The organism is Paenibacillus sp. sgz302164 (assembly GCF_056120505.1).
The window spans coordinates 128,123-142,083 of sequence record NZ_JBVYOL010000011.1; the positions used below are offsets into that span (position 1 = coordinate 128,123).

The window sequence follows — 13,961 nt, forward strand, 5'->3', positions numbered from 1 at the left end:
GCCTGGCGTATTTGCAGCCAGGCCGGCGGCGAGAGCGGTGAAGGCATTGCCGATGTGAAGCAGTCCGGATGGAGTTGGTGCGAACCGTCCTCGACGGGTCATAATCTCACGCTCCTCGACGAATACAAAAAAGAGCAGAGGCGTCACTCTGCTCGGTGTTTTTCAAGTTTAGGTTGAATGTTAAAATCTGGCGGAGCCGACGGGATTCGAACCCGCGGTCTCCTGCGTGACAGGCAGGCATGTTAGGCCTCTACACCACGGCTCCACACAATAGTTTGTCCAGTCTTGTATGCGGATACAAATTACATTTTACATGAATATAACCGATCTGCCAAGCACCTTTGCCGAGCTAATTTTTCACGTGTTTTCGAGTGTGCTGTGATTGGATTGGCGGATGCCGGTGCTGTCACTGATTTGGATGGAACAGCAAGGTTTGTCCGGGGCCGGCGGGGACCTTATGCATTTTGAAGTGTACCCGATGGCGGGCGGGCGATCCTTACGATAACAACCTTGAATTCACGATCATGATCCCTGTTGCGGCGGGGTGAAAAGAAGAAAAAGGCTTGCGGGATCGACCCGAAGCCTTTTTTCCCGGTTAGCGAATTACCATGCAAAAGTTACAGAGATGATAACCAAGAGAATAAACAGAACCAGGATTGCAGCCGTACTCGTACTCATACCATAACCTGCACAACTTGCGCCCATAGCGGTCTCCTCCTTATTAAAGCAAAGTTGTAATTACGCCATATTATACGGGTTCATGTACTATATTGTTTGGACGAATGTCCCGTAGACGTCGGAATGGGCGATTATTTTTGTTGCGGGGCGGGGTAACGGTACGGCGTTTCAACTCCTATTGCTGCTCCCAATCGGGCATCCGGTCTGCCGGATAGCGGAGGCCGGAAGCGATGCCTTGAGGAATCATCTTGCTCGCCAAAATAAGCCGGCAAAAAGTGAGACTATACACTTGCCCGCTTAGAGCTATTGCATCACTGGCACCCCGCAGAAAACCTGCAAAAATACATCTTTTTGCTGCTGGATGCGCTGGTTTTGAATAATTCCTGCAAATCTGCAGGTTTTTCGGCTAAAGTGCAGGGTTTGGGTCCATTTAACCGGAAATTCCTGCACAATTGCAGGCTTTTCCTCAAAACCAGTCGTTTCGTACGAAAAAACCTGCACTTTTGCAGGCTTTTGCCGGCAGTCGAGCCGTTTTGCCTCCCCGGATTGCTTAGGCGTTCGCTATCGTAGCATGGAGCAGAGCCTCCCCGGCGAGCGGTTTCGCCAAGCGGCTCCGCCGCAAGCGCGGCCTCGCTCGCGCCGCCAAGCGGCGCCGCCGCAGCCGTGGCCTCGCTCGCGCCGCCAAGCGGCTCCGCCGCAGCCGTGGCCTCGCTCGTTCCGCCGAGCGGCGCCGCTGCGATCGTGCCCCCGCAGCGGGGGCACGTTATTTGATCCGGAGCCGCAGCACGTTCCAGGAAGCTTGGCCGAGTACGGCTTTTACATGGCCGTTCTCGGTTTTGGCGTTGCCTCTGTTGTGCGGGACGACATGGGCAGGGTTCGTTTTGGTGTTGGCCGCTTTAATATCCGTATGCTCCAGCACGATGTGTTCGAGGATACCGACTTCGCCGAAGCTGCGGACGTCGACGTCAAGCTCGAGCGCTTCGGATAGGTGGCGGTTCACGGCGAAAATCGTCACTTCGCCCTGCTCTTCGTTGAACACGCTGATTGCTTCCAAATACGGAACATCGGTGAAGTCTTTGGAATCGTATTTCGGCGACGAGACGACGGAGTGAAGCACGGTTCCTCTGCCGTACAGCGAAGCGTGAAGATACGGATAGTACGTGGGTTGCAGCCACAGCGGGCCGCCGTTTTCCGTCATAATCGGCGCGATTACGTTGATCAGCTGCGCGATGCACGCCATTTTGACGCGGTCGGCGTGCTTGAGCAGCGTGATAAGGAAGCAGCCGACGGCCAGCGCGTCTTCCAGCGTGTACACGTCTTCGAATTCCGGCGGAGCCACTTGCCAGCGTTCCTCGGCGCGGCTGGAACCGATGGAGTTCCAGACGTTCCACTCGTCCAGGGAAAGCATGAGCTTTTTCTTGCTGCGTTTTTTCGCTTTTACGTAATCGCAAATAGCGGCCACGCTGGAGATGAATTGATCCATATCGAGCGATTTTGCCAGGAAATTGGCGGAATCGTTCTCATTGTTATTGTAGTAAGTATGCAAGGATAAAAAGTCCACTTGATCGTAGGCGAGGTCGAGCACGGTAGCTTCCCATTCGGCGAACGTGCTCATGCCTCTCGATGAGCTGCCGCACGCCACAAGCTCGATGGACGGGTCGACCCAGCGCATCACTTTGGCCGTTTCATTGGCGAGCCGGCCGTATTCTACGGCGGTTTTGGCGCCGATTTGCCAAGGGCCGTCCATTTCATTGCCGAGGCACCATGTTTTGAACTTGTGCGGCTCTTTGTAGCCGTGGGAGATGCGCAGATCGCTCCAGTAAGAGCCGGAGGGATGGTTGCAGTATTCGACAAAATTTCTGGCGGCATCGACGCCGCGCGTGCCGAGATTGACGGCCATCATGACTTCCGAGCCGACCAGCTTGGCCCAGTCCGCGAATTCATTCGTTCCGACTTCGTTCGTTTCCGTCGTCCACCAGGCCAGCTCCAACAGACGCTTCCGCTCTGCCTTCGGGCCGACGCCGTCCTCCCAATTGTAGCCGGATACGAAATTTCCCCCGGGATAGCGGATGATGGGAACGTTCAGGGCACGGATCGCATCCAGCGCATCGCGCCGGAAGCCGTTCTCATCCGCAGCCGGATGGCCGGGCTCATAAATGCCGCCATATACGGCGCGCCCCAAATGCTCGATAAACGATCCGTAAAGCCGGGGATCTACGGCAGAAACGGTGAAATTTTTGTCGATAAGCATCGTCGATTTTATAGGCATTGAATGAATGTCCTCCCATTTTTGAATTAATAAATAAATTAATCCAAAGTTATTGATATTCTATTTCATATTTATCATAATAAAGAAAAGCATTCAATATCATACGGGCAATTGTTCGTTGAATTAACTAAATTGCTTATTGGAGGTGAGATGGGTTATTATGTATTTATCAACGGATGCGGAGTCGCTTCGGGTGTACGAGGCTTTGGCGAGCGAGGTTCGGCTGCAAATTATCGACTTGTTGTATGTAAAAGAGATGCATATCAAGGAGCTGGCGGCCAAGCTGTATCTCAGCAGCGCGATTGTCAGCACGCATGTCAACAAATTACACCAGGCGGGGCTTGTTAGCTGCAAAATGAAAAGGCTTAACGGCGGGACGTACAAATTTTGCTCGCTGTCGACGGAATATTTGCAAATCCGCTTGTCCCGTCCGGCCGTTTCCTCCAGGAAATTCGTTGAAGTTTCCGTGCCTGTCGGGCATTACACGGATTTTGCAGTCTCGCCTACGTGCGGCATCGCAACGACCGCGAACATCATCGGCCACTACGACAATCCAACCTATTTTCTCGATCCCGAACGTGTTCATGCCGGCATTCTATGGTTTGCCAGAGGCTTTGTCGAATACAAAATACCCAACTATTTGTTCAAAGACCAACTCGTACAGGAAATCGAGATTTCGCTGGAAATCGGCTCCGAGGCTCCCATGATCAATGACAATTGGCCATCCGATATTCGTTTTACGATCAATGACCGGCTGCTCGGCGTATGGACGAGTCCCGGCGATTTTGGGCGGATGAGAGGCAGGCTGACACCGGATTGGTGGCAAAGTGACGTCAATCAGTACGGTTTATTGAAAGTGGTTCGCATCAATGCGAACGGCACCTTTATAGACGGCCAGCAAATTTCCGATGTTACGATCAAGGATGTAGAGTGGGAAAACACGCAGTGGACTTTGCGGATTAGCGCCGAGGACGTGGCCCAGGGCCGGGGTGGACTGACTTTATACGGCAAAGGGTTCGGCAATTACGATCAGGACATCGTCGTTCGCAGTTATTATGAGTAATTGAAAATCATCCAATGGGGGAATACGGAAATGAAATTGACCAAGCCAAGCCTGAGCTGGCTCACCGATGTGAGCGTATTCGCGGTGAACCGCCTGCCGGCGCATTCCGATCATCGTTACTACGAAACGCTGGAGGAGGCGGAAGCGTATGCGCCGATGGCGCTGCGGCACGATCTGAACGGCAGCTGGAAGTTCAGCTATTCCGTGAAGCCTGCCGACCGCCCCGAGCGGTTTTACGAGCTCGATTACGATTGCGGGAGCTGGGGCAGCATTGATGTGCCCGGACATATCCAACTGCAGGGCCACGGCAAGCCGCAATATGTAAATACGATGTACCCGTGGGACGGGCACAACGATATCCGCCCGCCGGCGATCCCGGAGGATCATAATCCGGTCGGCAGCTATGTCACCTGTTTTACGGTGCCTGCCAATATGAAAGGAAGGCCTGTCTGCATCTCGTTCCAGGGCGTGGAGTCGGCCTTTTTCGTATGGTTGAACGGCGAATTTGTCGGCTACAGCGAAGATAGCTTTACGCCGGCGGAATTTGACTTGACGCCGTTTCTCCGGGATGGCGAAAACAAACTGGCGGTTGAAGTGTACCAAAGAAGCACCGGCAGCTGGCTGGAAGATCAGGATTTTTGGCGCTTTTCGGGCATTTTCCGCGACGTGTATTTGTATGCCTTGCCGGACATTCACGTATCGGACCTCTTTGTCCATGCCGATCTGGATGCCGCTTATGCGAACGGAAGTCTTCGCGTAGATTTGAAGCTGTCGGGCGCGCAGCAAGCTAGCTTTGCGCTTGAATTGAAGGATGCGCAGGGGCGTTCCGTGGCGGCGGCCAAGTCGGATGTGCGTTCGGCCGATGCCGTATCGCTGTCTGCGGACGCAGGGAAGGTTGTTCCGTGGAGCGCGGAGAACCCGTACTTGTACGATCTGTACATAAGCGCCTACGATCAGGCCGGCAAGCTTGTCGAGGCGGTAGTGCAAAAGGTCGGCTTCCGCAAATTCGAAATGATCGAAAAAATTATGCATCTGAACGGCAAACGCATCGTTTTCAAAGGCGTGAACCGTCACGAGTTCAACCCGCGCAGAGGACGGGCGATTACGAAGGAAGACATGCTGTGGGATATCGCCACGCTTAAGCGCAACAATTTGAACGCCGTCCGGACGTCGCATTATCCGAACCAGTCGCTATGGTACGAACTGTGCGACATATATGGCATCTATGTCATTGACGAGATGAACATGGAATCGCACGGCTCATGGCAAAAAATGGGTGCGGTCGAACCGTCATGGAACGTCCCGGGAAATAAGCCGGAATGGCAGGATATCTCGATGGACCGGGCCATATCAATGGTCGAGCGCGACAAAAACCATCCTTCCATTTTGATCTGGTCGGTCGGGAACGAGTCGTATGCAGGGGAAGTGCTGCTGAACGTATCGAACTATTTCCGCGAGACGGACCCCAGCCGGCTTGTTCATTATGAAGGGGTTTTTCATAACCGTGAGTATAACGATACAAGCGATATGGAAAGCCGGATGTACGCGAAGCCTGCGGATATCGAGGCGTATTTGAACGATAACCCGCAAAAGCCTTACATCAGCTGCGAGTATATGCACGCTATGGGCAATTCGCTGGGAGGTATGCATAAATATACGGAGCTGGAGCGGAAATACGCCATGTATCAAGGCGGTTTTATCTGGGATTATATCGATCAGGTCATCGTCAAAAAAGACCGCTACGGCAAAGAGTTTCTCGCTTTCGGCGGCGACTTTGGCGACCGTGCGACCGATTACAATTTTTGCACGAACGGCATCGTCTATGCGGACCGCAAAGAATCGCCGAAAATGCAGGAAGTGAAGTTCCTGTACCAGAACATCAAGCTTGTGCCTGATCGCAAAGGCGTGAAAGTGACGAACGAGAATTTGTTTGAAGGCACGGATGCGTATGAACTGGCCGTTGCGCTTTATCATGAAGGCAAGGAAATATTCCGCGGCAGCAGCAGCGTCCATGTGCCCGCGCAGAGCGAAGGGTACGTGCCGTTCGAACTGCCGTCCGCGGACGAGCCCGGGGAGTATGCCATTCATGCGTCGCTCCATTTGAAGGAGAGTACGCTTTGGGCTGAGGCGGGATACGAGACTTCGTTCGGACAGCACGTATTTCGGGTTGAAAGCCAGGCGGCGCCTGCCCGTCCCGAAGGTTCGATCCGCGTTGTGGAAGGCGATGTGAACATAGGCGTGCACGGCCGCAATTTCAGCATCATGTTCTCGAAGCAGGCGGGAAGCCTGATCTCGCTAAACTACGCGGGCCGGGAAATGATCAGCATCCCTCCGGCGCCGCTGTTCTGGCGGGCGACGACCGATAATGACAAAGGCTTCTCGCTCGGCTACGATTCCGGCGTCTGGTTCGCCGCCAGCTTGACGCGCAAATGCGTCGGGGTCGAACTGACGGAACTGGAGCACGAGGGCAGCGTCACCGTTACGTTTCGCTACAAGTTCAGCATCAGCGCGGACATTCAGGCGACTGTCGCCTATACGGTGTACGCCGACGGCAGCCTGAACGTCAAATCGCGCTACGAAGGGGCGGCGGGCCTGCCGAAGCTGCCGATTTTCGCGCTGTCGTTCAAAGTTCCCGCCGACTACTCCGGTTTGGACTGGTACGCGATGGGGCCGGAAGAGAACTACATCGACCGCGCCTTCGGCGCGAGACTCGGCGTATTCCGCAATAACGCGGCAGACAACGTGTCAGGTTACGTCGTGCCGCAGGAATCGGGCAACCGGACAGGCGTCCGCCGTGTATCGATCACGAACGCCGACGGCCACGGATTGCGGATTACTTCGCCGGCCGCGCAGCCGGTGGAGTGCAATATTTCGCCGTATACCGCTTTCGAGCTGGAAAATGCGTACCATCATTACGAGCTGCCGAACGTGCACTATACCGTCGTCACGGTGGCGGGCAGACAGATGGGCGTTGGCGGCGACGACAGCTGGGGCGCGCCGGTGCACGAGGAGTACCTGATCCAAGCCGATCAGGATTTGGAATTTGAATTCAATATTCATCCGCTGTAAGTGAATGGACTAGAAAGCTGGGATAGCGCCACGTCGGCCTGTTCCGGCTTTTTTGGTGCGTTTAAGCGGCGGCACTGGACAAGCCGCTTTGGGGATGGCCGAACCCCATGTGGTTGACCACCTTCATGCGATGTCGCACCGCGTGCTGGGGGCTGCGTGTGGTTGCTGAATCATACGATCGTGCTTGCGGGGAGACTTCACCCGGTTGGGGAAATGAGTTCTTTCGGTATATCGGTTGCCGTATTACTATAAACTAAACGGGTTCATATTGCAGCGAAAGGAATTGAGAATAGCATGACGCAGCCAATTGCTATGCCTGATCTTTCATCGAGGCCGTTCGGTCTGACGGCGGAACGCCTGATGGAGGCAGCGCCCGACGTGCTGTTTCGGGCGTGGACGGTGCAGATCGACCGCTGGTTTGCGGCGCCCGGGTCGGTGCTGATGGAGGGCGAGGTTAACGCCGTCTTCTTTTTCGAGACCGACCATGGAGGGAACCGGCATCCGCACTATGGGCGGTTCCTCAGACTGGAGCGCGATCGGCTCGTAGAGCTGACGTGGCTGACTTCGGGGACCAAAGGAGCCGAGACGGTAGTCACGGTCGAGCTTGAGCCTCACGGAAGCGGGACAAGGCTTCGCCTCACACATGCCGGATTTCCCGATGAAGCAGCGAAAAACGCGCATGAAGAGGCTTGGCCGCATGTGCTTGCTCAGCTGGATCAGCGGATGACCGGCTAGCGCCGAACGGTGCGGGGGCGTGGTCGAACGGTGTAGTTCGACCGCGCTTGGCCGGCCCGGCGTGTGGTGGCGGACACTCGCCATGGCCCGGTGCGTGGTGGTGCAAACCCGCCATACCCTGCGCGAGGAGGCGCATACTCGCCATGGCCTTGCGGGTGATGACGTACACCCGCTATGGTCCGGTGGCAGCCCGCAATTATTCTGCAGGTGATAAATTCCTGCAAAAATACATCTTTTTCACTGCTCGAACGTCCCAGACTACACTATTCCTGCAAAAATGCAGTTTTTTGAGCGACAAACCCGCATTCCAGCTGAGACTATGACTAAAGCCTGCACATTTGCAGGCTTTTCACTCAGATGAGGGATTCCAGCCTCAAATTCCTGTACTTTTGCAGGTTTTCCTGGCGAAGGGGGGGCGAACCAGGCAAACCTGGGGCGAACCGGGGTCAAGCCGTGGCAGGGGTTGAGGTCGAGCCGAGTCCGAGCCGGGGTTGGGCCGAGTTCAAGCTGAGGTCGACCCGGGGGGCCGGAACCAAGACCGATTCGGGATCGAGCTAAGGCGGGAGTCGGGCCCGGACTGGCGGCGAGCTTGGGCCAAACCAAGGCCCGTGCTCTCTTCCGGCAGAGGACCGACGGGCCAGGAGCGAAGCGGCTGTACCGGAGGCTGTCGATATACCGCGTCTGACCGGCTTGCGGATGTGTCAGGTTCCATCCGGGACCGGGAAGCATCCGCTTTTTTTTGCCAATTGTGCTTGACAATGGCCGGCTGCTTTGTTTTAATACGTTTAAACAGATAAACATTAAAGGGGAGAACAACGGCACATGGGGCAAAAAGCGATGGAAACGTTCCGTTCCTGCATCCCTTTATTTCAGGCCATGATGGACCCGGCCAGGCAGGATATTATTTTGCTGCTTGCTGAACGCGAGCAGTTGACTGTGAATGAAATCGCCGAGAGCTCAGCGCTGTCCCGCCCTGCGATTTCGCATCATTTGAAGGTGCTGCGCGACAACGGCTTCGTTTTCGCAAAACAATCCGGCACACAGAGGTACTACTCCCTGACATTGGGCAACACTTTGGACAAGTTGAAGGAATTGGTTCGCGCCATAGAAACGGAGTGCTGATAATTGCTGCTGCCTTGCGGTGGGAGCGAATTTTTTTGGATAATATGTTTATATGATTAAACAAATCGAAATTTGGGGAGGAATAGGTCATGAGCAAAACCGTGTTCATCACCGGGGCTTCGTCCGGTATCGGGAGATCGATTGCCCAGCTGTTTTTGCGGCAAGGCTGGAATGTGGCGGCGACGATGAGAAGGCCGGAAGAGGAACGGCAATTGACCGGCGGGAATTTGAAGCTTTTTAAGCTGGATGTGACGGATACGGACAGCATACAGGATGCCGTACGCGAGACGGTCGCTCATTTCGGCAAAATCGACGTTGTTGTCAACAACGCGGGCTATGGCTCGGTCGGGATTTTCGAAGCTTTTACATCCGAGCAAATCCGCCGCCAATTTGAAACGAACGTATTCGGGCTGATGAACGTGACTGCGGCCATCCTGCCCCATTTTCGGAGCAATCGCAGTGGCATCATCATCAATATCGCCTCTATCGGAGGGAAAGTCACCTTTCCGCTGTACAGTCTCTATCACAGTTCCAAATGGGCGGTGGAGGGGTTCTCGGAGTCGCTTCATTTTGAGCTGCGGACGCTGGGCATTCGGGTGAAAATCATTGAACCCGGCGTTATCAAGACGGATTTTTACTCCCGCTCCCAGGACATGGCTGGCGCCGAAAAATTGACGGATTACCGGGATTACCTCCAGACGGTATTACACAATACGCAAAGCTTCGGAGCAAAAGGCGAATCGCCGGACGTAGTAGCGAGCACGATATACAAAGCGGCAACCGACGGCTCCGGACGTCTGCGCTATTCTGTAGGCGACCCGGCGCCCTGGCTGCTGCCGCTGCGCAAAATTTTGCCCGAAAGCTGGTTCTTCGCGCTGGTACGGCGCAACCTAGAGAAGGGCCTGAACACGTAAAAAAAAGCAGAGTGCGGCGATTTTGCGGCATTCTGCTTTTTTTGTAGGAATGGGCTTGGTTAGCCTGCAAAACCTGCAATAGTGCAGGAATTTCCCGTGGAAGTGGTCCGTTGTGAGGAAAAGCCTGCGATTGTGCAGGAATTTCCGGCCCAAATGGGCCTTAGCCCGGTGTAGGAGCGAGAAAGCCTGCACAATCGCAGGAATAATGCCGGAGCAAGCGCCAGAAGGAGCAAAAAGATGTATTTATGCAGGTTTTTGCATACTGCCGCAGATGAGGTAACTCCCCTGCCTGGCGACTTTTTTGCAGGCTTGTTGATTAACCAAATTCTGGTGGTTGGTAGGCTATATACCGGGATAAATAAATCGTCCACTCTACGGCTAGAGTCTGTAAGGTAAATAACCGATCAAAATCGGCAAACGTCAGTTTCACACTCGGATGAGCCAAAGCGCCATCTGTCTGTTTTACGCCAGGGTTTATGTTATTTGGACTTTCGATCGGCGCGCTTGTTGGATTTCTCGGCAGCGGCAGGCGGGAGATGTTCGTCCCCGGGCTGTTGGATTGATATGCTAAATCCTGATTAGGAGCAGGGATGTTATCAGGCCTCGTTTTTTGTGAGTATTTTGGGATTACGTTCTTATAGAATGTTGTACAAGGCGACTTTGCAGTTGCCGACTCTTTTCAAAACAGTGAGGATATTAGGAGTATGCTATGGTATGATTCAGCATATAAGCACCACGGAACAATGTTGCAAGGAGATGTCTTGGAATGGAATCTTCCTCTATTGATTTATCGCTTCTTTATTTTCATGGCACGCGCTCTTCGCAGATTAATCTGACGGTAAACGCTATGCATGCTGCAAACGGCGAGCCGGGTGCCCCGCAGTTCCGGGTCTTGATTGCTCCTCCGCGCGACATTCCGGCGTATCTGGCTGAGGGAACATGCTGAAAGCCGAAGACGGGATTGGGAGGGCGGCGATGAGAAGCTTGAGTTTACGGCAGGGAATACGTTTCGGCTATCGGGCGGCGGGGCTTGCGCTCATTCCGCTGATCTCGTTCGTTCTTCTGATCGCGCTGTACCAATATACCGTTCCTGACCGGACGGCACCGGAAGCACGGCAGGGCGTTCTCGATCTGAGCCGGTGGGATTTCGGACAGAAAAGCTTTATTGCGCTCAACGGAGAGTGGAACTTTTACCCGAATGAACTCTTTACGCCGGATGATTTCCGTAATGGGCGAACAACAAACGCGTCTTCCTATTCCGCCCAAATTCCGAATGCATGGTACAGCAGCATTCCTGTCGACAAAGCAAGCCAGACGGCATACGGAACCTATCGGTTAACCGTGAAGCTGCCCGAGACTGGCGGCCAGTACGGGTTCCGGGTGTCAAACGTTCACTCGTCGCACCGCCTTTACGTGAACGGCCTATTGCTTGGCAATGGAGGCAACCCGACCGCTGCTGCCAACCATGATTACAAGGCTGAAAACAAACCTTACAGCACGTTCGCCTGGGTACAAGGGCCGGAGATGGAAATCATCCTGCAGGTGGCCAATTTCACCCTGTCAAATGGCGGCGGCTTCGAGGATTTATACTTCGGTTCGCAGGCCGATATTTTACGGTTAGGCCAAATTTTGTTTGCATTCGAATTTTTCGGCCTGTTCATCCTGCTTCTGTTTGGCGGGTATCACCTCAGCATTTACGTCATGCGCCTGAAAGACAAGGCGTACCTTTACAGCGGGCTGTATTTTCTAACTTTGATGGTGCTCGTCGTGCTGGATGGCGACAAATTTGTGCTGCAGCTCGTGCCGGGCATTTCAAATGAATTTTATCACAAAATGTATAATCTTGGCGGATTCTCGAACATTGCCGTACTCGGCATCTTCCTCCATCATCTGGACGGCAAGCTGCTGACACGCAGGCATCTTGCCTTGCTGCTTTCGCCGATCGCTCTTTATTTGGGAACCGTCCTTGTTCTGCCTTACGAGGCATACTCCAAGGTTGGCAATTTGCCTTGGGATTACGTTACGCTGGTGGTTGCTTTCTACTTGTACCGGGCCGTCAGACTTGGCTTGAAGAAGGACGGACAACTGAAGCACAAGGAATCCTTTTTGGTGGTCGGCATGCTGATCTCCGTCACCATGATCCTGCTTGTCGGAGTCCTCTACTCGCTCGATCTGGTTCAGACGGACATGGGACGACGGATGGCTTTTCTTGCCGTCATTATGTTCATGAATACGCTGCTCGCGCTGCGTCTGACCTCTGCAACAGAGCAGAACGAGAAGTTGACGGGGCAGTTGCTTGCTCGCGACAAGCTGAAGGACGAATTTTTGGCGAATACGTCGCATGAGTTGAAAACGCCGCTTCACGGCATCCAGAACATCGCTTCCTATTTACTCGACGGCAAAGCCGGCACGTTATCCGATAGGCAGCGGACGGAGCTTTTGCTCATTCACGATACGTCGACCAAGCTGTCAGCGCTCGTGAACGACCTGGTCGATGTTGTCCGGTTGAAGCATGGCGATCTGCTGCTGGAGCAGACAGCGGTGGATATTCGCGTCGCCGCCGAGACGGCGTTCCAAGTGCTGGAATTTGAGCTTACCGGCAAGGATGTGCGTTGGGAGAACCGTATTCCGCCCGGCACAATAGCCGCTGCGGATGAGAATCGGGTAAGGCAGGTGCTGTATAACCTGATTCACAATGCCATGAAACATACGAAAAAAGGGCGTATCGAAATCAGCGCCGCATGGGCGGAAGACCGGGTGGTCGTGTCGGTTGAGGATACGGGGGTAGGCATACCGCCGGAAAGCCATGAAGCGATTTTCGGCTACTTCGAGCAGGCGGATCAGGTTTTGCCGAACGACGGCTATACGGGGATGGGACTCGGTCTATATATCAGCCGGCAGCTGATTGAGCGAATGGGCGGCCGTATTTTTGTTGAGCGGTCCGAACCGGGGCAAGGTACACGAATGACCTTTACCCTGCCGATTGCTCAAGGCGTCAATGATCAACCGGCCGCGCCATCGTTGTTATCATCGGTATCCGGAAGCAGGATGGCCTCCATGCTCCAGATGCAACTGGATGTCGTCGATCCGATGCGGGAGAATACGATACTGGTTGTCGACGACGAAGCGTCCAACGTGAGAATTTTACTCAACTTGCTGAGCGACGAGTATAACGTTTTGACGGCTTTTTCCGCCAAGGAGGCGCTTCAAAAGCTGGAGGCCTACCCGCGCGTCGATCTGATGATTGTGGATGTCATGATGCCGGAAATCTCGGGTATCGACTTATGCCAAGCCGTACGGGAAACGCGCTCCGTGCTCGAACTGCCTGTCCTTTTCGCCACGGTGAGGGATTCCTTGTACGATATCGAGCTTTGCTTCAGGGCCGGAGGGAACGATTTTATCGCCAAGCCGTTCGATGCGAAGACGTTAGCCGCGCGGGTTCGGACGTTATTGTCGATGAAAACCTCGATGGATCAAGCCATGCGCAACGAGATCGCTTTTCTTCAAGCGCAGATCAAGCCGCATTTTCTGTACAATGCGATTACCAGCATCGTTTCTTTCTGTTACACGGATGGAAAGAAAGCGGCTTACCTTCTCTCCATGCTGAGCCGCTATTTGCGAACGGTGTTTCAGCGAGATCTTCACGCGCCGTATGTGCCGCTAAACGTAGAACTGGAACTTATTCGGGCTTATGTAGAGATTGAGAAGGCGCGGTTTGGCGATCGCCTATCCTTCAAACTGCAGCAGGATGCCGGGTTGGAATCGGCCGTTATCCCTTCTTTCACAATCCAGCCATTCGTTGAGAATGCGATTCGGCATGGCATTTTTGAAAAGGATGGCGCCGGAACCGTGACGTTATCGATTACGGACGGAAACGGGCATATCCGGTTCGAAATTATCGACGACGGCGTAGGCATGGCAGATGATGTGCTGTATCAGTTGAATGCAGGCGAACGTCCGGATGGTTCCGGCATTGGAATGACCAATGTTCGCAAACGGCTGATGTCCTTGCCGGGTGCGAGCGTATCCATTGATTCAGCCTTGAAAAAAGGAACAAGGGTCGTCGTTTATTTGCCGAAACGAGAGGCGGCGAATGCGGCCGGCTAGCATA

Annotated in this window: 10 protein-coding genes and 1 tRNA gene; 7 read left to right on the forward strand and 4 right to left on the reverse strand. The window is 54.1% G+C overall.

Annotated elements, in window-relative coordinates:
- The 4 genes from AC0LWT_RS19450 to arfA all read right to left on the reverse strand — a co-directional run.
- Positions 1 to 102: glutamate--tRNA ligase family protein (locus AC0LWT_RS19450; RefSeq protein ID WP_474683031.1), on the reverse strand; the 102-nt coding region annotated here is incomplete at its 3' end.
- Between the two features lie 86 nt (positions 103 to 188).
- Positions 189 to 265: transfer RNA gene (locus AC0LWT_RS19455), tRNA-Asp, on the reverse strand.
- Positions 266 to 603: 338 nt separating this feature from the next.
- Positions 604 to 705 carry a YjcZ family sporulation protein gene (locus AC0LWT_RS19460; RefSeq protein WP_474682916.1) on the reverse strand — a complete coding sequence of 34 codons (102 nt, stop codon included), beginning with the start codon at positions 703 to 705 and terminating at the stop codon, positions 604 to 606.
- 736 nt (positions 706 to 1,441) lie between these two features.
- Positions 1,442 to 2,947 carry an arabinosylfuranosidase ArfA gene (gene arfA, locus AC0LWT_RS19465; protein ID WP_474682917.1) on the reverse strand — a complete coding sequence of 502 codons (1,506 nt, stop codon included), beginning with the start codon at positions 2,945 to 2,947 and terminating at the stop codon, positions 1,442 to 1,444.
- Between the two features lie 160 nt (positions 2,948 to 3,107).
- On the opposite strand from arfA, the gene AC0LWT_RS19470 reads away from it, so the two are divergent.
- The 7 genes from AC0LWT_RS19470 to AC0LWT_RS19500 all read left to right on the forward strand — a co-directional run bounded on the left by AC0LWT_RS19470 (position 3,108) and on the right by AC0LWT_RS19500 (position 13,957).
- Positions 3,108 to 4,010, forward strand: a complete 903-nt coding sequence (locus AC0LWT_RS19470; RefSeq protein WP_474682918.1) for an ArsR/SmtB family transcription factor — start codon at positions 3,108 to 3,110, stop codon at positions 4,008 to 4,010.
- Between the two features lie 30 nt (positions 4,011 to 4,040).
- Entirely contained in the window at positions 4,041 to 7,079 is a 3,039-nt protein-coding gene (gene lacZ / locus AC0LWT_RS19475) for a beta-galactosidase, LacZ type (RefSeq protein ID WP_474682919.1), read from the forward strand.
- A gap of 294 nt (positions 7,080 to 7,373) precedes the next feature.
- Positions 7,374 to 7,814, forward strand: a complete 441-nt coding sequence (locus AC0LWT_RS19480) for an SRPBCC family protein (RefSeq protein WP_474682920.1) — start codon at positions 7,374 to 7,376, stop codon at positions 7,812 to 7,814.
- 822 nt (positions 7,815 to 8,636) lie between these two features.
- Positions 8,637 to 8,936 (forward strand): ArsR/SmtB family transcription factor, encoded by a 300-nt coding sequence (locus AC0LWT_RS19485; protein ID WP_474682921.1) that lies wholly within the window; start codon positions 8,637 to 8,639, stop codon positions 8,934 to 8,936.
- 89 nt (positions 8,937 to 9,025) lie between these two features.
- Positions 9,026 to 9,850, forward strand: a complete 825-nt coding sequence (locus AC0LWT_RS19490) for an SDR family oxidoreductase (protein ID WP_474682922.1) — start codon at positions 9,026 to 9,028, stop codon at positions 9,848 to 9,850.
- Between the two features lie 766 nt (positions 9,851 to 10,616).
- The gene (locus AC0LWT_RS19495; RefSeq protein ID WP_474682923.1) at positions 10,617 to 10,796 is read left to right on the forward strand and encodes a hypothetical protein; all 180 of its coding nucleotides are present in this window, start codon (positions 10,617 to 10,619) and stop codon (positions 10,794 to 10,796) included.
- A 29-nt stretch (positions 10,797 to 10,825) separates the two neighbouring features.
- Positions 10,826 to 13,957, forward strand: a complete 3,132-nt coding sequence (locus tag AC0LWT_RS19500) for a sensor histidine kinase (RefSeq protein WP_474682924.1) — start codon at positions 10,826 to 10,828, stop codon at positions 13,955 to 13,957.
- Positions 13,958 to 13,961 lie beyond the last annotated feature (4 nt).